The organism is Halovivax ruber XH-70, from assembly GCF_000328525.1.
GTDB classification, from domain to species: domain Archaea; phylum Halobacteriota; class Halobacteria; order Halobacteriales; family Natrialbaceae; genus Halovivax; species Halovivax ruber.
Window position 1 is genome coordinate 2,596,131 of the sequence record NC_019964.1, and the last position, 19,629, is coordinate 2,615,759.

Consider the following 19,629-nt stretch of genomic DNA (forward strand, 5'->3'; position numbering starts at 1 on the left):
GAGTGATCCGCTCACCGTCCCCTGTTCGCTCACGACCAGCTGCAGATGACTGGCGAAGACAGCGACACGGCCGACGCCGCCGACGGAATTCTTAAACCCGTGACCGTATACGATAGTCATATGTCATCACCGGCTGGCGAGGAAAATGGAGACACCGACGTTCGGGCGGTGTTTTCGTCGGCCGGAACCGGTGAGCCGCTCTCGACGGGGGAAGTCGCCGACGCGGTCGGTCGTGATCCGACGGTCGTCGCCGATCAGTTGGCGGCGCTCGCCGAGGCGGGCGTCCTCGACTCGAAATCGATCGACGACGGTGAACGGCTCTGGTGGGAGCGATCCACCGATGATCGGGGGCCGTTCGAAGCCACCGGCTCGCTAGCCCGGCGCGTCATCGAAGTGGTTGGCGAACCTGTCTTCGAGATCGACGGCGACGGCACGCTCGTCGCAGTCAACGACGCGTTCACCGCTCTCCTTGGCTACGATCGGGCGGACATACAGGGACGGGCACTGTCGTCGATCGGCCCCGGCAACGTCACGACCCAACTCGACGCCCGGCTCCGCGCGACCGAGGACGAAACGACGACGACCGACCTCTCGCTCGAGTTCGAACTGGAGCGCGTCGACGGAACGACGGTCCCCGTCACCACGGCGTTCGGCGCGTGGACCGACGACGCAGGTGCACTTCTGGGTGCCGTCGGAATCGTCCGGGACGACCGCGATCGAAACGCGCGCGAGGCGACGCTCGCCCGCCAGCAGGAACGGCTGGCGATCTTGAACGACCTTCACGACATCGTCAGCGACGTGACCGCCGCCGCGCTCGAAGGGTCGACACGAGACGAGATCGAAGAGGCGGTCTGTACCAAGCTCGTCCAGTCGGACGCCTACGCCAGCGCCTGCATCGCCGAGGTCGATCCGACGGGATCGGAACTACAGCCGCGGGTCGAACGTGGCTTCGACGGCTACGCTGACGAGGTGACGATCTCGACCGATCCGGAATCGCCCCTCGGACAGGGGCCTGCCGCCCGCGCCGTCCGAACGCGGGAGGTACAGGCCTGCCCCAACGTCCAGGCGGACCCCACGTTCGAACCCTGGCGAGAGGTCGCCGCCGAACACGGCTTTTCGGGCTGTGTCGCGATCCCGATCCTCCACGAGTCGACGCTGTACGGACTACTCTGTCTCTACACCGATCGGACCGACGCCTTCGACGAGGACGAACGGGCGGTCATCGGCCAACTCGGCGAGACCGTCGGCCACGCTATCTCCGCCGCGGAACGCAAACGGGCGATGATGAGCGACGATATCATCGAAATCGGCCTGCAGTGTCGCGATTTCTTCGAGACACTCGGACTGAGTTACTCCCCGACAGGCACGGCCCAGTTCCACCAGACGATCCCCGTTGGCGACGGCTCGTACGTCCTCTACGGAACGGCCAGTGACGGCGGCCTGGCCGCCGTCGAAACGCTCGTAGACACCGACGAAACACCCCAGTACGAGTCCTGCGAGGTCATCTCGACCGATGGCGACGAGACGAGTTTCGAAGTTTCACTCACAGACGCACCGATTCCCTCCGTGGTCGCCGCCAACGGCGGGTACGTCGACGACGTACGGCTCGTCGACGGCGACCTGTTTACCCGCGTGCACCTCCCGCCTGGTGCCGACGTATCCCGCCTGATCGCTGGCCTTCGCGACAATTACCCTGGCATCGAACCGGTAACCAGACGCCAGAAGACGAAACGACGCCCGACCGAGGACTACGTCTCGTCCGTCCTCGAATCGACGCTCACCGAGCGCCAGCTGGCCGCCCTGAAAGCCGGGTACTACGCCGGTTTCTTCGAGTGGCCACGCGACAGTTCCGGCGAAGACGTCGCCGAGACGCTCGATATCAGCCCCGCAACCTTCCACCAGCACGTCCGCACGGCCGAGCGAAAGATCCTCGACGAATTCCTCGACGGGCGCTGACCGACCCCCGCGGTTCAGTACAGTAGACTTTCGAGTTTGTCCCGACGGCGCTCCAGATCGATCGCCGGCTCTACGTCCGGATCGTCGATCAGCCGGTCGATCACGAGCAGCGTGTCGGTTCCAGCCCGCTCGGCGGCATCTAACGCCGATTCGATCGCCGACCGGTTCAGCGCCAGCGACTCCAGGAGTCCCAGCGCGAGCGCAAGCGCGATAGCCCCTTCACCGTCCGGGAAAGCCACACTGATCCGGGAGAAATCGGGCTCGGTCGACGAGGAATCGGGAGCCGACGCGACGGTCAGACAACGAGGACAGATCGCCGCCGCAGCCGCCTCGTCCGGCGCACACGCTCGAAGTGACTCGGGGACGATGAAGACGACTGGGTCGACGGTGCACGGACAGTCCATAGGAGAGAAAGCGAGGGGTCCGAACTCAGTTGCCGCCGGCGACTGATTCCTGGACGTCGGCGTCGACGAACGGGTCAGCTTCCTCGGCAGCGGCCGCGTCCTCCGCCTCTTCGGCCTCTTTCTTGTCCTTGATCTTCTTCATGCGGAAGATCTCCTCACGTTCTTGCTCTTCGAGTTTCTGCTCGATGTACTCCTCGCTCTCGTAGAGGTCGGGGAGCAATTTGAACTCGAGGGCGTTGACGCGACGCTTCGTGGTCTCGATCTCCTCTAGCATCTTCTTCATCGCCGTCTCGACTTCGGCGGCGAGAATGATGCTCTCTAAGAGATCCTCGTAGGCCTCGGCGGCCTCGTCGATACGGGCCGAGGTGCCCATGAGCCCGTAGCCACGCTGGTCCAGGCTCTTCGAGACGCGCGAGGACTCGATCTGCGGGACGACGACGCCCATGATGTTCTTCGACTCGGTAGTGATCTCGGGATGTTCCTGCAGCGCCGCGGCGGCACCGCGAACCGCGACGTCGCCCTCCATCGCACGGGCCATGTTGATCGTCCGCTGGGCCTCCTCGTAGTCCGAAGTGAGTTCGCCCCGGACGTCCTGCGCGCGATCGAGGATGTCCATGAACTCCATGATGAGGCCGTCGCGCTTTTGCTCTAGCGTGCCGTGGCCCCGCTCTGAGAGTTCGATGCGATCCTCGATCGCCATCAACTCCTTGCGGGTCGGTTTGACGTCGGTGGCCATCTTACCGAGACCTTTCGCACCCAGGCGGATAACTGTTTTCAGATGTGCCGGAGACGGTCCAGCGACGACGTCCGACCGAGTCCGGAACCACCCGACACCGATTCCGACTTACCCCAGAAACAGATCGATCATGTTCCCCGAGGATTGTCCCCGGTACAGCTCGGAGTAGCCGCAGTTGGTGCAACTGACGACCTGAAAACTCCGGTTCTGGATATCGAACATCTTCGAGAGTCCACCGCCAGTCGTCGAGATCTTGTCCGTCTCCGTCTTCGTATGCCCGCACTTCGGACAGCCGCGTTCTCCGTCCTTCATATCACGAGATGGAATCCGGAGAACAAAGTATTTGCCGGTCGAGTTGACACGTATGGCTATGGTAGCCGCGACGATGGTTGCTCTCCTCTTCGTTTCGCTCGCCATGTTCTTCGGCCTCTGGTGGCTGATCGAGGAAGAAACCGCCGATCCGCCGGTGATGGACCGGGCGGAGGCCGAACGGCGCGCGATCGAACAGGGCGGGCGCGGAACGAAAGACGGGTCACCAGACGAGCGGCCGAATGACGAACGCGACGACGATGACGTCGGCTGGGACTGACTGAGACCGACAGCAACCACTCGAGACGAGCGACGCACTGGTCAAACGCGTTCGATACCGACAGCAGAACGGAAAGTCGCGAGCGATCAGTCCGCGGACGCTTCGACCGTCTCGCTCTCGTCTTCGACGTAGTACTGGTCGATGAACTCCTCGTCGACGCGGTTGAGTTCCGCCTTCGGGAGCATCGAGAGGAGCTCCCAGCCGACGCCGAGCGTCTCCTCGATCGTCCGGTTGGTGTCGAAGCCTTGCTGGATGAACTCCGCTTCGAACCGCTCGGCGAAGTCGAGGTACTTGTTGTCACGCTCGGAGAGGGCCTCGCGACCGACGATGTTCACGAGGTCGCGCAGGTCCTCACCCTCCGCGTACGCGGCGTAGAGCTGGTCGGAGACGTCGCCGTGATCCCCACGGGTGAGGCCTTCGCCGATCCCGTCGTCCATCAGGCGCGACAGGCTCGGGAGGACGTCGATCGGCGGCTCGACACCCTGACTGTTCAGGGATCGGTCGACGATGATCTGACCTTCCGTGATGTAGCCGGTCAGGTCCGGGATCGGGTGCGTGATGTCGTCGGATGGCATCGTCAGGATCGGAATCTGCGTGACCGATCCCTCCTGGCCCTCGATCCGACCCGCCCGCTCGTAGAGCTGGGCCAGGTCGGTGTACATGTATCCGGGGTAGCCACGGCGACCCGGGACCTCCTCACGTGCGGCGCCGATCTCGCGCAGCGCCTCACAGTAGTTGGTCATGTCGGTGAGGATGACCAGGACGTGGTAGTCCTTCTCGAACGCGAGATACTCGGCGGTCGTCAGCGCCAGGCGCGGCGTGACCGTCCGCTCGACGGCCGGGTCGTCCGCGAGGTTCATGAAGACGACCGAGCGCTCCAGCGCACCGGTGCGCTCGAAGTCTTCCATGAACTCGTTCGCTTCTTCCTGCGTGATCCCCATCGCACCGAAGATCACCGCGAACTCGGAGCCCTCGTCGTCTCCGTCACCGCTCTCGTCTTCTTCCGGCACGGACGCCTGGCGCGCGATCTGCAGCGCCAGATCGTTGTGTGGCAGGCCGGAGCCCGAGAAGATCGGGAGCTTCTGGCCGCGCACGAGCGTGTTCATGCCGTCGATACCGGAGACGCCGGTCTGGATGAACGCTTCCGGGTACTCCCGGGAGTAGGGATTGATCGCCTCGCCGACGATGTCCTGGCGTTCGTCCGGCACGATCTCCGGGCCACCGTCGATCGGGTTCCCGGAACCGTCCAGCACCCGTCCGAGGAGATCCTCGGTGACGGGCATCTTCATGGTCTCGCCGAGGAAGCGGACCGACGCGTTGCGGTCGATCCCCTCGGTCCCCTCGAATACCTGGATCGCGACGAGCCCTTCGCTCGACTCCAGGACCTGCCCACGCAGCGTCTCGCCGGCGGGCGTTTCGATCTCGACCATCTCGTCGTAGCCGACGGCTTCGTCGACCTCGGCGAAGACCAGCGGTCCGCTGACCTCGGTGATCGTCTGATACTCCTTCATGTTAGTACAACCCCCTGAGCTGCTCGGCGAGATCAGCTTCGATCTCGTCGATGAACTCGTCGTACTCCTCGGCCGTGCCCATCCGGTTCAGGCGCGGCGCGGCGTCGACGCTCTGAATCTCGTCGACGGGGACGCCAGCGTCGAGTGCCTCGAAGGCCTCGTCGTTGAACGTCTTGATCGCCCCGAGCATCTGGTAGGTCTTCTCGGGTTCGCAGTAGGTGTCGACGTCGTGCAGGGCGTTCTGCTGCAGCCACGCCTCGCGGAGGTAGCGTGCGACCTCCAGCGTCAGCTGCTGGTCCTCCGGCAGCGCGTCCTTGCCGACGAGCTGGACGATCTCCTGCAGTTCTGCCTCCTCGTCGAGCACGTCGACGGCCCACTGACGGATATCCGGCCAGTCGCCGGCGACGTTGTCGGTGAACCAGGGATCGAGCTGGCCACGATACAGCGAGTAGGACTCGTCCCAGTTGATCGCCGGGAAGTGTCGACGCTCGGCGAGGTCCGCGTCCAGCGCCCAGAACGTCTTGACGATGCGCAGCGTGTTCTGGGTGACCGGCTCGGAGAAGTCCCCACCCGGTGGCGACACCGCGCCGACGACCGAGATGGATCCTTCGCCGCCGTTTTGCAGTTCGAATCGACCGGCGCGCTCGTAGAACTCCGCCAGTCGCGCGGCGAGGTAGGCCGGGTAGCCCTCCTCACCGGGCATCTCCTCCAGCCGGGAGGAGATTTCGCGCATGGCCTCGGCCCACCGCGAGGTGGAGTCGGCCATCAGCGCGACGTCGTAGCCCATGTCGCGGTAGTACTCCGCGATCGTGATTCCCGTGTAGATGCAGGATTCACGCGCCGCGACGGGCATGTTCGACGTGTTGGCGATGAGGCAGGTCCGGGCCATCAGCGGGTTCCCGGTCTGCGGGTCCGGCAGTTCCGGGAAGTCCTCGATGACCTCGGTCATCTCGTTGCCACGTTCGCCACAGCCGATGTAGACGACGATGTCCGCGTCGGACCACTTGGCCAGCTGCTGCTGGGTGACGGTCTTGCCCGAGCCGAACGGACCCGGAATCGCAGCCGTCCCACCCTTCGCGAGCGGGAAGAGGCCGTCCTGGATCCGCTGGCCCGTGACAAGCGGTTCCGTCGGGGTGCGTTTCTCGGCGGCCGGACGGGCGGTCCGAACCGGCCACTCCTGGTGCATCGAAATTGCCTCGCCGGTGTCGAGTTCGACGACCGTCTCCTCGACGGTGAACTCGCCGGACTCGACGGCGACGACTTCGCCGCCCTCGGAGTCGGGCGGGACCATCACCTTGTGTTCGATGGTGACGGTCTCCGGAACGACGCCAACGACGTCGCCGGGTTCGACGACGTCGCCCTCGTCGACCTTGGGTTCGAATTCCCAGGTCTCCTCCAAGTCGATGCCCGGTGCGTCGACACCGCGGTCGAGGAACGCCGATCCCATCTTCTCCTCTAGGGCGTCGAGCGGGCGCTGGACACCGTCGTAGATGGAGTCGAGCATCCCAGGTCCAAGGTCGACGGAGAGGGGGTCGCCCGTGTTCTCGACGGGCTCTCCGGGGCCGACCCCGGAGGTCTCCTCGTAGACCTGGATCGTTGTGACGTTTCCTTCGATCTCGATAACCTCGCCCATCAGCCCTTCGTCGCCCACGTAGACGACGTCGTTCATCCGGGCGTCGAGGTCCGTGGCGGTCACGACGGGACCGCTCACGCTGTCGATGACACCGTCCTCCTGGACGGTCTCTGTATCTGTTGCCTGACTCATACTAGTCTTCTTCCTCCATCAGGTCGATCCCGATCGCGCGTTTGATCTGCTCGCGCAGTCCGCTGCCACCGGTACCGCTGCCGATCGTGACGACGACGGGTTCGACACTCGTTTCGACGCGCTCGCGGACACCCCGCGAGAGGTGCTCGACGTCGTCGTCGTGCATGACGACGATACCGACACCGTCGTCGTCGAGCGCTCGCTCGGCCGCGTCGTCGAGTTCGTCGTCCTTGTCGTCGTCGGCCACGTTTTCGAACCGTCTGACGCCGGCGAGCCGGAATCCAGTCGTAAACTCCGGGCTGCCGACGACGGCGATTTCCTGGCTCATAGGACCACCAGTTCGTCTTCGATCTCCGCTTCGGAGAGGCCGACTTCGCGACCGCGCGCGATGGCGCGGATGTTCTCGACCTCTCGTTCTTTCGCGAGGATGTACGAGAGCACCGCCGATACCGACACCGGGTAGATGCTCGAGAGTCGATCCGAGTACTCGAGCAACGCCGCATCGAGGGCGTGCTCGAACTGGATGAGGCTGTCGGCCTCGCGCAGTTGATCGAGTGCGGTCGACAGGCGGTCACCGTACGTCCGATCCTCGGTGATGTGTGTGACGAGTTCGTCGCGATCGTTCACCAGTCGGTTCAGTTCCGACTCGGTGAACAGGGTACCGCCCTCGATGTAGAACGCCGACGGATCGAGGTCGGCCCCACTCCGGGCGAGCCTGAGTGCGTTCCGGGCGTTCCGGAAGTCGATCTCGGCCTGCAGGAACTCGACGTACATCGCTTCGGGCCCCTCCTGCGGGCGACCGAGGTCGGCCAGCAGGCGCTCGTAGAACGTTCGATCGAGGGCGTTCTCGAGCGGAACGAGCGTGCCGGACTCCTCGTAGACCTCGAACGCAGCCGACAGCGGCTCGTAGAAGATCGTCCGGTTCAACAGTTCGATCACGTCTTCGATCTCGCCGGCGTCGACGAGTCGGTCGAGCAGGGCGTCGTCGAGCTCGCCGGCGCGGATGAGATCCGTGCGGATCTCCTCGGCCGGCGTGTCCGTGTAGATGCCCCGAATAACCGTCTTGACGTTCCAGACGTCGAACTTGCGCAGATACCGGGCGATCAGGTCGTACAGCCGCCCCTCCGACCAGTCGAGCAGGTCGTCGAAGTGTTTCGCGAGGTTGCGATTGAGGGCGTACTCGATCAGGTCGACGCCCGAAAAGCGTGCGCCGAGTTCGTTGATCTCGTCTTCGTACTCGCGCTCTTCCATGAACCGCGCGATACCGCTCGGCCCCATCCGGATCAGCTTCCGGTAGTCTTCGTCGGCGAACAGCGTCGCTCTGCGTGACCGGACGCGTGCGTTGACGAACTCCGGATTCGAGGCACCTGTACTCATTGCTCGAACAGTTGCTCGCTGATTTCGCGGAGATTGTCCTCCCAGACGTCTGCGAGGACCGAGTCGAACGTGTTGTTGACCCGGACTCTCGATCCCTCGCTTTCGACGACGACGCCGCCGAGGCAGTCGTACTCGCCGGCCACCTCGTAGCCGTCGTAGTCGTCGACGATGGATGCTAAGAGTTCCTGATCTCCGGCACGACCGTAGACGCGCACGTCGTCACCGGCCTCGAACTCGTCGCTTGCAGCCGAAAGCAGCGTTCGGGTGAGTTCCTCGCGAGTGTCACCGTCGAGGGAGGTAAGCTCCTCCTCGACGGCCTCGCGAACGTCGCCCAGCACGTCGCGGCGCGCCTCGAGACGCTCCTGCTTGGCCTCGAGTTGCGCACTGGAGAGGCGCTGTTCGCGCAGCTGCTCGATCTCGCGGTCGGCCTCCCGTTCGGCCTGGTCGCGGATCTCCGCAGCGTCGTCCTCGGCGTCGGCGACGATCTCGTCGGCGCGAGTCTCGGCCTCTTCGCGGAGTTCCTCCGCACGCGCGTGGGCTTCCTCTCGAATATCCGCTACGACAGTATCCAAACTCATTGTGAGAGGTGGTCGCTTACTGGACCAGGAAGATGACGACGATGGAGAAAATGACGAGCGTCTCCGGCAGGACTGTCAGCAGAATGCCGGGCGCGAGCATGTCACGGTCCTCGGCGATCGCGCCGACGGCCGCAGCGCCGATTCCTCGCTCTGCGTAGCCGGAGGCGAGCGCCGCGAGCCCGACACCGATCGCCGCCGCCGCAGCGGCCATGTACGAGGCCACTTCGACGTCAGCATCGTTGGTCGCCGCTTCAGTCGTCTGCAGTGCCGTGTCGAGTAGGTCGGGTACGTTTTCGATCATGATTGGATGAAGTCCGCACGTTCAGTTGGCTGTGAACAGTCGTACCTGGCTCTGCACACCCCATAAATCCCTCGAAAGAAATCGATACCGCTAAAAGCTGGGTGGCCCGATTTCGGGAGAATTTGACCGCTGTGAGCGTCGATGGCAGACGCGAAACGGGCAAGCAGTGAGACCGCGTTCAGTCGGCCGTCTGGCCGACGTCACGCCCGAACGGCTCGTACTCCTCGCCGCCGCCCTCGTAGAACTTCTGGTAGAACTCGACCCACTCGAGGCGGAGCATCTGAATGCCCGCCGAGGTGATCCCGAGGATCAACACGAGGACGTGTCCGAAGACCAGGACCAGGATGCCGGCCACGATCGCGATAGCCGAGACCAGTGGGCCGTCACCGAGGTGGATCAGACCGACGAACTCCATCTCGTAGCCCGAGACGTCGTACGTCGGGAGGTTGAACACCGTGTGACCGTGGCCGTCGGAGTAGCCACCCCAGACGAGCAGGTTGACCGCGAACGCCATTCCCGCCTTCGCGAGCAGCACCGCAGTCAATCGGAGGTACGAGAGGACGTGCCCGAACATCCAGGCCGGCGATTCGACGAGGCCGGTCGCCCCCTCGCCGATGCCGACCATCACGAGGCCGACGAACATCGCGATCAAGCCGAGGATACCGACGAGTTCGGGGAACCCGGCGAAACCGAGGTAGTCGTAGAGGACGGCCTGGTCGGTCGCCCCCGCGAGGAATGCGGGCTTCATGCTGCCGAATGTCATGTCCCCCGGCAGGAATCCCACGCCGTGATCGAAGCTCCCGGCGTCCTGGTGGGAGAAGATCCAGATGAACAGGCCGTTCATCCCGAGGATCCACGAGAACTTCTCGTAGAGGGCCGCCTTGAGGCCGTGTTTGAGCTCGTTGAAAAAGCCCATGAGCAGTCCCAGGTTCAGGTGGATCAGGCCGAATACGAGGCTGATCACGATCCAGAACAGGGCCCACTCAGAGGACTGCAGCCCCTTCGCGAGCGATTCCATGAGCGGGAGGCCCTCGATGCCGAGGTACGAGAGGTGTGTACCGAACAGCTCGCCGTACAGGTAGCCGAAGATGGCGGTGAAGGCGCCGGCCCAGATCCCGATCGTCCCGAGCGCCTTGCCGGCGCTCGAATCCATGCCCTTCCAGAGCCCGTAGCCGAGAGCCATGTAGAGCAGCCCGTAGCCGATGTCACCGATCATGAACCCGAACGCGATCGGGTACGTGAGGAAGACGAGGAAGGTCGGATCCAGCTCGCTGTACTTGGGCTGGCCGACCATCTTGACCATCATCTCGAACGGCTTCGCCGGCGTGAGATTGTCCATCACGACCGGCGGATCTTCGTCCATGGTCACCGCGCCGGACGCGCCGGAGACCGTCGTCCCGCCGTCGGTCGCTTTGGCCGGTTCCGGTTCCTCCTCGGCCGCCGACTCCGGTGACTGCGTCTCTCGGTCGCCGGTTTCCGCGCGGTCTTGCTCGTCGGCGTCGCCCACCTCGTGTGCGTTGCCGTGGGCGTGTTCTTCGTAGTCGGCGATCTCGAGTTCCTCGATCTCGACGCTCTCACCGGCCGTGTCGCGAAGCGAGGCTTCGAAGGCGTCGAATCGTTCGGCCGGGATCCAGCCCTCGGCGACGAACGCGTGCTCGGTCGTGGCGAACCGAAGCGGCGCCTCGGCACGATCGACGTCGACCGTGAGCTCGCGCTCGACGCGCCGCAGGAACGGACCGCGATCGGTCGCGAGTTCCGCGAGTTCGGTCTCGATCTCGGTGAGCGTTCGATCGAGTTCGTCGCGGCGTGTCTCGAGGTCGTCGAGGTACGCCGCCGGCGTCTCGTCGACGTCGGGAACCTCGTAGTTCGTGAACTCGACGCTGACGAGCGCGTCGGCGACGAGCCCGCGAGTGTCGGCCTCGGTGGGCGCTTCGTCGGTCGCCGGCGCCGCGGCGATCGCGACGACGCCGTCGGTGGCGAACGTCTCGAACGCGCGGATCTCGTCGGCCGACCCGAGTTCGGCTTCGATCTCGGCTCGATCACCCTCGCCGACGACGAGATCGATGCTCTCGTAGCCGGAGAGCAGATCGAGATCGATGCCGAGGGCGGCGAAGGGTGCGAGGCGGTCGATACGATCAACGACCTCGCGCCGTTCGTCGCGAAGGGCGCTTCCCTCGTCGTCGAGTTCGTTGACGCGGTCGCGCAGGTCCGCCAGTCTCGTCTCCCAGTCGTCCGGCAGCGTCGGCTGGGGCGCGACGTCCTCGGCTGTCACGTCGAGCGTGCTCTCGAGCGCCCGAACCGTGACGAGCTTCTCGGAGGCTTCCTCGGCGCCCTCGATCGGATCACCGTTGTCGAAACCGTCCCAGGAGCCGTCGTAGTCCGAGAGGTGGACGAGGCCGAGTTCGTGCAGCGTCTCGATGACGTCGGGCATAACTGCCCGTGCACCCGTCACCGAGACCTTCGCCATCCGTTCAGGCCTGAACATCGACTTCCTCCTGGAACAGGCTCACGACGTAGTCGGTCACCTCGTCTACCTGCTCGCGCGCGCTGTCGGCGAGAGCCTCACGTTCGGCCTCGCCCTCGCGGAGGATTCGCTCGCACTCGGCGTCGATCTCGTCTCTGGCCTCCTCGAGACGCGCCTCTTTCGTTTCTCGAGCCTCGGTCTCGGCTTCGGAGCGGATCTCCTCGGCGCGCTCCCGGGCCTCGGCGATGCGTTCGTCCCTGTCTCCGGCCGCCTCGGAGACGATCTCGTCGGCTTCTGTCTCCGCCGACTGTATCCGTTCGAGAACCTCTGGCCTCGGCATAGTCGAATCGTGCGGATTTTGGCGGGGCGCCGTATAAGGTAGTTGCGAAACCACATTGACCGCGGCCAATCACAGACGTGACCGACGATCGATCCGCGCCGGCCGATCAGGTGTCGTTTCCCGACAGTACCGGCCGCTCAGCCGTCGACGACGGCGTTCGACCGGTTAGCGAGGATCCATGGGCTGGATTGACACCGATCAGCAGACATATTGCGGTCGCCACAGCAGTAGCGGGTAATGGGAATTCTCGAGAACAAGGCTCGCGCGCGGTTCTTCTACAAGTACCTCTCGCGGGTCTACGACCAGGTGAACCCGTTCATCTGGAACGAGGAGATGCGCACGGAGGCGCTCGACTTGCTCGACTTCGACGGCGAACCGCTGGTCTTAGACGTCGGCTGCGGAACCGGCTTCGGGACCGAGGGCCTCCTCGAACACGTCGATCGCGTCGTCGCGCTCGATCAGAGCCCCCACCAGCTCCAGCAGGCCTACGGCAAGTTCGGCAAACGCGGGCCAGTCGACTTTCACCTCGGCGACGCCGAACGCCTGCCGTTCGCCTCGAACACCTTCGACATCGTCTGGTCGTCGGGGTCGATCGAGTACTGGCCCCAGCCGGTGCGAACCCTCCGCGAGATCAGGCGAGTCCTCGTCCCGGGCGGCCAGGTGCTCGTCGTCGGGCCGAACTACCCCGACCACACGATCACCCAGAAACTCGCCGACGCCATCATGCTCTTCTACGACGAGGCCGACGCCGATCGCATGTTCACCAAGGCCGGGTTCGAGGACGTCGAACACGTCCTGATGGGACCGAGCTACGAGCCCGAGGTCGCCATCACCACCGTCGGGCGCGCGCCGGAGTGACACTCGTCGAGGCCGAGTAGGTGCACAGCTGCCGACGACTGCCGGTGACAGAGCGGCCGACGGCCGGCCGGTTGGGCAGAATCGCCAACGGCCGGCCGGTTAGACAGAGTCGCCAACGGCTGAGTGGGTTTGACCGAATCGTCAACGGTCAGCGGATCGTGGCGAACTGCCGCCCACTACTACTCGGCGACCGTCGACGCCTGGCCGAGCAGATTTCCGTCTCGTTCGATCGAGACGACGATTTCGTCCCCCGGATCGATCGTCGGCGCGTTCGTCGACGCGAGTCGAAATCCCGCTCTCTCGCCGACACGCCACCGAGAATCCGCCCGAGAGTTGAACGGACCGCTGGGACCGCCTCGAAATCCGTCTTCCTGGAAGAAGGGGACAGGTGGCTGGACCGCCAGCGCCTCGCCGTCGACCGTCACTACCACGTCGATCGTCGAGACGTCGATTTCGTCCCCATGCTGGTGTTCGAGGACGATTCGATCGGTTGCACTCTCGGCAGTGGCCTCGAAGCCGAACGCAGGCGACTCGGCACCGATTTCGACCGAGCTGACTCCGACGGCGACGACGGCGCCCAGACAGACTGTCAGGGCGACCAGCGCGATGACACCAACGACCGGCGATATCGACCGGAGGCGAGGGCGTCCGGTATGAGGGCGTCTGACCACGGGACCCGCTGGCCGCGGCCTCGTATTTTAACCCGCGGACGGGGGTCGCCGTGGCCCACGCAACGCTCAAAGATCAAAAATACAGGAATCGACGTCAGCGACCGGTACCAATCTTGGCGTTAGCTGCCGGGTTCGACGGAGATCGTCTCTCCGTCGACCTCGACGGCGATCTCCGACTCGGCCAGCGGCCGAACGACCCAGGCCGCCCCGTCGTCACCCGTCCGTGTAACCGGTTCGCCATCCACGAGGACAGTCGCGTCGAGTGGTGTGCCCGTCTCCGTGTCGGTGACGTTGAACTGGATCGGACCGTCCCGTGGCGTCACGTTCAGTTCGACGGTCGCCGCGTCGCCAGTCCAGCTCCCCGCCGTCTCGATCGGGAGTCGCGCGAGTTCGAGTTCCTGCGTTTCTCGGAAGACGTCGGTCGTCCCGCTGTCCAGGTGCACGCGGAGCAGCCCCTGCGTGTGGTACATCTCGAACGTGAACTGGTGGCGCGAGAGGAACTGATCGTGTGAGTTGGCCGCGTCTGCCTCCGGGCTCTGGGCCCACGGATACAGTTCACGCAAGCGGTCGTTGCCGTCTGACATCCCCTCCAGCTGGCTCGGACGCGAGAGATCGCGGTTGTCGTACCGGTTCACTTCCCGGAGATACGACCCGTCGGTCACCGACGAGACGAGAACGCCCGAGTCGGTGGTCTCCACGAGGACCGGCGTGTCGAATTCGGACTGGCTCCCGGAGGAGAACGTGTGGAACGCCTCGTCTCGGACCGGTCCCTCGTGCGTTTCGATGGCGCCTTTCGTCGTCCGTGTCATCGACATGAAATCGCGCGAATTGGGGGCGTAGGTCGAAAGCCGGTCGAGGTTCGACCGGAGGATCTCGGCTTCGTGGTCGTTTCTCGCGAGCGTATTGAGGACACGAGACACTGGAGCGTCACCGGCGGTCATCGCTCGAACGGCCGCCTTCTCACGAGCCTCCAGTTCGTCAAGTCTGTCGAGAACCTGGTCGTTGTACGCTTCGATCCGCTCTTCTCGCTCACTGTCGGGGATCTCGTCCCAGTTGTACTCGAGTTCGTGGAAGGTCCACTCGCGACGCAACTCGTCGTCAGTCGCGGCGAGCGCCGTCCCGAAATCGGGCGACGGGTCGGCATAGGCCGAGGTGGCCGACCCCTCGAGGCCGAGGCGTTCGGTCGTTCCATCCGGGGCCGTCTGCTGTGCGACGGCTGTGCTCGCTTCCGACGGGCTCGCGACGGTCGAACCACTACCGGGCGCAGCTGCGACCGACGCCAGTGGGAGGAGGGAGGTTACGAGGAGGGCGGCAATCGCCACGGAGAGCGCGTTCCTCATCGATTCCGTCGTTTTGAGCCCAGGTACAAAAACCAGTCGTCTTTTTCTTCGTTTGCTGAACGCGTAAATGAGAAGGAACGAGTCGTGACACGGTCGCCCCAGACCGACCCCAGGCGACTGAAATCGGCAGAACAGTCCTGCCTGGTCTCCCGCCTGCCGGTTCGCAGCCGGATCCGAGAAATGGACGTATAGAAAGGGTTTTTTGACACGGGGCCGCACCGAAACACATCAATGCGGGTCCGATCGGCCCTCCTGGTCTCCCTCGTCGTCGCCCTCCTGCTCACCGCGGGCCCCACGCCAGTCGCGGCGCTCGACGACGGTACCGGGGACGACCGTCGACAGGATATTCGAGTCGAGTTGCTGGAAAACGGCGACGCGAGCTGGACCGTCGAACACCACATCGTCCTCCGGAACGAGTCCGATCGCGAGCGATTCGACGCGTTCGCCGAAGACATCAAAAGCGGCGACCGAGACGTCAAGCTCGACCGGTCGTGGTTCGAAGGCTTCGTCCCCCATGCCGAGGCAGGCACCGGTCGCCAGATGGCCATCGAAGACGCAGGCTGGGAAGAGCCAACGGTCCGATCGGCGTCCGAAGTCGGTGCGTACGAAGCCGGCGAAGTCGGGCCCGACACGCAGATCGGAACGCTGCGCTATAGCGTGACGTGGACGAACTTCGCCGAAACCGACGGCGACTACCTCCGTCTGCAGGAGACGTTCATGACCGCGTCCGGCGACACCTGGCTCTCCGGCCTCGAACCGCACCAGCGCCTGATCATCGAGGCCCCGGACGAACACGACATCGTCACGGCACCCCAGGGAATCGAGAACAACCGAATCGTCTGGAACGGCCAGACGACACTCGGTCCGGGCGACTTCGAGATCGTCTTCGCCTCCCAGACAGGTGTCGTCGGATTCGTCCAGGACTCGTGGCCACTACTGCTCGGTCTCCTCTCGCTGGTCGCCGTCGGAGGCGGTGCACTCTGGTACGTCCGAACCACGCGCGACGGCGAGTGGGACGAGGACGACCGCCCCGACTGGTGGCCCTCGATTGCGCCGGTGGCGACGCGACTGCGCCACCTCATCACCGACGCTGACCCGGGCGACGACACCGACGACCGCGACTCGATCGACGAGCCGTCACCGGAACCGACGGAGTCGGCTGTCGCCGACGAGGATCACGACGCGGTCGATCCCGAACTCCTGAGCGACGAAGAGCGCGTCATGCACTTGCTCACGGCGAACGGTGGCCGCATGAAGCAGGCCGCCATCGTCGACGAAACCGGCTGGTCCAACGCCAAGGTGTCCCAGCTCCTCTCCCAGATGGACGAAGACGACGACATCGAGAAACTTCGGATCGGCCGCGAGAACCTCATCACGCTCCCGGACGTCGATCCCACGCAGGTCGAGTGACGACGGCTCCGCTCGCATTTTCGCGGGTAGTACGCCGCGCTCGCGCGATCCGCTCCGCCAAAAATCTGCACCAAAAAGTCCGCTCGCTTCGCTCGCGGTCAGACCAGCGGTGTTCGCTCGACGACCTGGCGCGTGCACCTTTTTCTCGTCGGGATCGCTCCCGGTGGTCGCGATTCGCTCCGCCAAAAATCTGCACCAAAAAGTCCGCTCGCTTCGCTCGCGGTCAGACCAGCGGTGTTCGCTCGACGACTTGGCCGTCGTACGTCGGGTATTGCTCGACGATTTCCCCGTCGTCGAGGTCTCCCTCCTCGATCATCTCCTCTAAGAGCCACCAGGCGACCTCGACGTGGTTCGATTTCACCGTGTAGAATTCGGCGGGCACCCCGAGGGCCTCGAAGCGAGTGGGATCGGCACGCGTCTTGCCGTAGACGAGAGTCCCGTCGTCGGTGACGTCGTCGAACTCGCGACGGATCTGGCGGGCCATGCGTTTGAGACGACGGCGGTGCTGGGCGGCGTCTTTGAAGACCGACGTACAGAAGTAGACCTGCTCGTGGTCACCCATCACGTCGAGGATCTCCTCGCGAGAGCCGTCGACGGCGCTCATGTGGTCGTCTTTGAGTTCGAAGCCTTCCTCCTGCATTCGGCGATAGTTGCCGTCGGACATCTCGAACTCGTTGACGTTACAGAAGTCGGCAGCGCCCTCGTCTAAGAAGTCGAGAAACTCCGGTTCGGGGCGGATGCCGGGGATCTCGAACGCAGGCGTGAGTCCTTCCTCGCGAGCAATATAGAGGATGTCCTCCCACTCGGTGCCGTGGAGGTCGCCCCACTGTTCGAGCGGTGGGTGAAAGCGGATCTCGTCGAGGCCGGCCTCGGCGAGGCGGCGCATGTTCTCGCGACCGCCCGTGATCCCCGTGTAGAGGTGCGTGTGGTGATCCTCGCCGAACTCGTCTTTCAGCAGCGAGAGGTAGTGGCAGGTCCGGTCCAGGGCCTCCTGGGGTTCACCACCGGTGATCGAGGTCCCGAGAGCGTTCATCCGGTGGGCCTCTTCTAGGACGTCGTCGTCGGTCTCGACGAGCCGTTCGTTGGCGTAGACGTCGGTGACGTTCTTTCGATTCTCACCGAGCGGGCAGTAGAAACAGTCACGCTGGTCACAGTAGCCGTAGACGAACATAACCATCTTGCCGCCTTTCGCGCACTGCTCACAGCCCTTCGAGATCATTCGGTACGTCCGATACTGGGCCGGGCGTCAAAAGCACCACGCATCGGCTCCAGCCTGAAACCTTTTGAGACGGGCGCCCCTCTCCCGAGACTATGCGAGAGCGGATCCGGGTGTGCTGGGTCGGCCCGACGCCGGAGGGGCAGACGCAGGCGATCGTCGAGCAGGCGATCCACCCGATCACCGTCACCAACCGGTCGGTCGAGTGGCTCCACGACGGTGAAACGACGGGAGCGACCGTCGAGCACGATGCAGACACACCGATCGCAGACTGTTTCGTTCTCGACCTCGACGCCGAGGGACGAGACGCCGGGATCCGCGCCGTCCCCGGGCAGACGCCCGTCGCCGTCGTCCTGGGACACGACGAGGACACCAGCCACCCACTGGAGGCGGGTGCCGCCGACGTCTTCCGGCGCGACACGGTTCAGCAGGAACCCGCCCTCGTGGCTCGACGGCTCCGTTCCGTCGTCGACGCGAGCGCGTCGCGCCCGCCGCTGACGCGAGTGTCGGCCGATTCAACCCGACTCGGGCGCTATCAGACGGTCGTCGAGCGAGCGGCCGACCCGATGTACGTACTCGACTCGTCGGGCCGGTGCGTCCTCGCAAACGACGCGCTCGCCCGGTTTTCGGGGTACGAGCGCACCGACCTCGTGGGAACTCACGCCAGTACGTTCATCGGTAGCGCCGAATTCGAGCGAGCAGGGGAACTCCTCGCCGACCTCGCGTCGAGCGATGAGTCGGCGGGTCGATTCGAATTCACCCTCGAAACGGCTGACGGCGACGAGCGCGTCGGGGAGGCCACCATCGTGCCGGTGACGACGGACGATCGCGTCCTCGGCTCGGTCGGCGTCGTTCGCGATATCTCCGAGCGGACGCGCCGAACCCGCGAACTCGCCCGCTTTCGGACCATCGTCGAGACGGCACCGGTCGGCCTCTTCAGCCTCGACGAGACGGGGACGATCTCCTGGGCGAACGACGAGTTCGTCGCACCGTTCGCGGAGCCGGCCGACGAGATCGTCGGCGAGCCATTTCAGGCATTGGTCGAGCGCGGCTACTTCTCCCCAGAGGAGATCGACGCGTACGCCGAGCGCGTCCGAACCCTGCTGAGCGACGACACCGACGTCACGGAGATTACCCACGAGCCGAGACTCCACACGCCCGACGGCGAGACGAGGACCTACCGGGCGACGCTAACCACGTTGCCGCTCGACGACGGGGAGTTCACGGGGACCGTCAACGCGTTCCGCGAAATCACCGACGAGCGGCGGTACCAGCGGGAGCTGGAGCGACAGAACGACCGACTCGAGCAGTTCGCCAGCCTGGTGAGCCACGATCTCCGAAATCCTCTCAACGTCGCACAGGGCCACGTAGACCTGCTCGAAGAGGCCGTCGACCACGACTCCGTCTCGGAGGTATCGTGGGCCATAGAACGAATGGCGACGCTGATCGACGACCTCCTGACGCTCACCAGACAGGGCGAAACCGTCGGGGACCCCGAGCGTGTCGACCTCGCCGCCGTCGTCGACGATGCGTGGGCCGTCGTCGAGGGACCGGTCACGCTGCGTCGCGACGTGGCCGGGACGGTGGCCGCCGATCGAAGTCGGCTGGTCGAGCTCTTCACGAACCTGTTCCGCAACGTCGTCGACCACGGGATGGCCGACGAAAATCGAGCGCCCATCGACCACGACGCCCACGCGAACGAAGCGGCCGTCCACGACCCGGAAGCGACCGACAACGAGCAACACCCCACGAACGAACCCGAGTCTGCCCGTGAGATTACCGTCGGCTGGCTCGACGATGAGGCGAGCGCCTCGGCGGCTCCGACGGGTTTCTTCGTCGATGACGACGGGCCTGGCCTCCCGGACGCGGACGTCTTCGAGGCGGGCGTCACGACCGACCCGGACGGGACTGGTATCGGCCTCGCCATCGTCGCCGAGATCGCCGAGGCCCACGGGTGGACCGCCACGGCCGGCGAGAGCCCATCCGGTGGCGCACGGTTCGCGTTCCGCGGGGTCGACTCGGCGCGGGCAGAGCGGTCCGCACGATGATTCGGCGGGGCGAACTGGGGGCGTGGTACAGTCGCTCCGGCACCAGCCAGCGGTTCGATCCCCGA

The 19,629-nt window shown here is 64.8% G+C and carries 19 protein-coding genes; 5 read left to right on the top strand and 14 right to left on the bottom strand.

Features of this window, described 5'->3' with window-relative positions:
- The first annotated feature begins 120 nt into the window (after window positions 1-120).
- Window positions 121-1,956 (top strand): bacterio-opsin activator domain-containing protein, encoded by a 1,836-nt coding sequence (locus HALRU_RS12485; RefSeq protein ID WP_245547746.1) that lies wholly within the window; start codon window positions 121-123, stop codon window positions 1,954-1,956.
- A 14-nt stretch (window positions 1,957-1,970) separates the two neighbouring features.
- Here HALRU_RS12485 and HALRU_RS12490 read toward each other — a convergent pair whose 3' ends face one another.
- The 3 genes from HALRU_RS12490 to HALRU_RS12500 all read right to left on the bottom strand — a co-directional run bounded on the left by HALRU_RS12490 (window position 1,971) and on the right by HALRU_RS12500 (window position 3,408).
- Window positions 1,971-2,360: a DUF6276 family protein gene (locus tag HALRU_RS12490; protein WP_015301752.1), complete on the bottom strand. Its 390-nt coding sequence runs from the start codon at window positions 2,358-2,360 to the stop codon at window positions 1,971-1,973.
- Between the two features lie 25 nt (window positions 2,361-2,385).
- Complete coding sequence (locus HALRU_RS12495; protein ID WP_015301753.1) at window positions 2,386-3,096, bottom strand: V-type ATP synthase subunit D; 711 nt, start codon at window positions 3,094-3,096, stop codon at window positions 2,386-2,388.
- Window positions 3,097-3,204: 108 nt separating this feature from the next.
- The gene (locus tag HALRU_RS12500) at window positions 3,205-3,408 is read right to left on the bottom strand and encodes a zinc ribbon domain-containing protein (protein ID WP_015301754.1); all 204 of its coding nucleotides are present in this window, start codon (window positions 3,406-3,408) and stop codon (window positions 3,205-3,207) included.
- Window positions 3,409-3,466: 58 nt separating this feature from the next.
- On the opposite strand from HALRU_RS12500, the gene HALRU_RS12505 reads away from it, so the two are divergent.
- Window positions 3,467-3,685, top strand: a complete 219-nt coding sequence (locus HALRU_RS12505; protein WP_148680531.1) for a hypothetical protein — start codon at window positions 3,467-3,469, stop codon at window positions 3,683-3,685.
- An 86-nt stretch (window positions 3,686-3,771) separates the two neighbouring features.
- Here the strand turns inward: HALRU_RS12505 and HALRU_RS12510 are convergent, their stop codons facing one another.
- From HALRU_RS12510 to ahaH, 8 genes are all read right to left on the bottom strand, one after another.
- Complete coding sequence (locus HALRU_RS12510; protein ID WP_015301756.1) at window positions 3,772-5,196, bottom strand: ATP synthase subunit B; 1,425 nt, start codon at window positions 5,194-5,196, stop codon at window positions 3,772-3,774.
- Between the two features lies 1 nt (window position 5,197).
- Complete coding sequence (locus tag HALRU_RS12515) at window positions 5,198-6,961, bottom strand: ATP synthase subunit A (RefSeq protein ID WP_015301757.1); 1,764 nt, start codon at window positions 6,959-6,961, stop codon at window positions 5,198-5,200.
- Window position 6,962: 1 nt separating this feature from the next.
- Window positions 6,963-7,289 (bottom strand): V-type ATP synthase subunit F, encoded by a 327-nt coding sequence (locus HALRU_RS12520; protein WP_015301758.1) that lies wholly within the window; start codon window positions 7,287-7,289, stop codon window positions 6,963-6,965.
- A complete protein-coding gene (locus tag HALRU_RS12525; protein WP_015301759.1) occupies window positions 7,286-8,338 on the bottom strand; it encodes a V-type ATP synthase subunit C in 1,053 nt (350 codons plus the stop codon). Before HALRU_RS12525 ends, HALRU_RS12520 begins: the two co-directional genes overlap by 4 nt.
- Window positions 8,335-8,916 (bottom strand): V-type ATP synthase subunit E, encoded by a 582-nt coding sequence (locus HALRU_RS12530; protein WP_015301760.1) that lies wholly within the window; start codon window positions 8,914-8,916, stop codon window positions 8,335-8,337. The genes HALRU_RS12525 and HALRU_RS12530 overlap by 4 nt, the downstream gene beginning before the upstream one ends.
- Window positions 8,917-8,932: 16 nt before the next feature.
- Window positions 8,933-9,217: an ATP synthase subunit C gene (locus tag HALRU_RS12535; RefSeq protein WP_015301761.1), complete on the bottom strand. Its 285-nt coding sequence runs from the start codon at window positions 9,215-9,217 to the stop codon at window positions 8,933-8,935.
- 178 nt (window positions 9,218-9,395) lie between these two features.
- Window positions 9,396-11,702: a V-type ATP synthase subunit I gene (locus HALRU_RS12540; protein ID WP_015301762.1), complete on the bottom strand. Its 2,307-nt coding sequence runs from the start codon at window positions 11,700-11,702 to the stop codon at window positions 9,396-9,398.
- On the bottom strand, window positions 11,689-12,021 hold the full coding sequence (gene ahaH / locus HALRU_RS12545; protein WP_015301763.1) for an ATP synthase archaeal subunit H: 333 nt from the start codon (window positions 12,019-12,021) through the stop codon (window positions 11,689-11,691). Before ahaH ends, HALRU_RS12540 begins: the two co-directional genes overlap by 14 nt.
- A 237-nt stretch (window positions 12,022-12,258) precedes the next feature.
- Between ahaH and HALRU_RS12550 the strand changes: the two genes are divergently transcribed.
- Window positions 12,259-12,879 carry a methyltransferase domain-containing protein gene (locus tag HALRU_RS12550; RefSeq protein WP_015301764.1) on the top strand — a complete coding sequence of 207 codons (621 nt, stop codon included), beginning with the start codon at window positions 12,259-12,261 and terminating at the stop codon, window positions 12,877-12,879.
- A gap of 179 nt (window positions 12,880-13,058) precedes the next feature.
- Here the strand turns inward: HALRU_RS12550 and HALRU_RS12555 are convergent, their stop codons facing one another.
- Window positions 13,059-13,550, bottom strand: coding sequence for a type IV pilin (locus HALRU_RS12555; RefSeq protein WP_015301765.1), 492 nt, complete (start codon window positions 13,548-13,550; stop codon window positions 13,059-13,061).
- A gap of 119 nt (window positions 13,551-13,669) precedes the next feature.
- Window positions 13,670-14,890, bottom strand: a complete 1,221-nt coding sequence (locus tag HALRU_RS12560; protein ID WP_015301766.1) for a DUF7096 domain-containing protein — start codon at window positions 14,888-14,890, stop codon at window positions 13,670-13,672.
- A gap of 231 nt (window positions 14,891-15,121) precedes the next feature.
- Between HALRU_RS12560 and HALRU_RS12565 the strand changes: the two genes are divergently transcribed.
- On the top strand, window positions 15,122-16,300 hold the full coding sequence (locus HALRU_RS12565) for a helix-turn-helix transcriptional regulator (protein ID WP_015301767.1): 1,179 nt from the start codon (window positions 15,122-15,124) through the stop codon (window positions 16,298-16,300).
- 223 nt (window positions 16,301-16,523) lie between these two features.
- Here HALRU_RS12565 and HALRU_RS12570 read toward each other — a convergent pair whose 3' ends face one another.
- Complete coding sequence (locus HALRU_RS12570) at window positions 16,524-17,519, bottom strand: radical SAM protein (RefSeq protein WP_015301768.1); 996 nt, start codon at window positions 17,517-17,519, stop codon at window positions 16,524-16,526.
- Between the two features lie 92 nt (window positions 17,520-17,611).
- Here HALRU_RS12570 and HALRU_RS12575 point away from each other — a divergent pair, with 92 nt between their 5' ends.
- Window positions 17,612-19,564, top strand: coding sequence for a sensor histidine kinase (locus HALRU_RS12575; RefSeq protein WP_015301769.1), 1,953 nt, complete (start codon window positions 17,612-17,614; stop codon window positions 19,562-19,564).
- Window positions 19,565-19,629 lie beyond the last annotated feature (65 nt).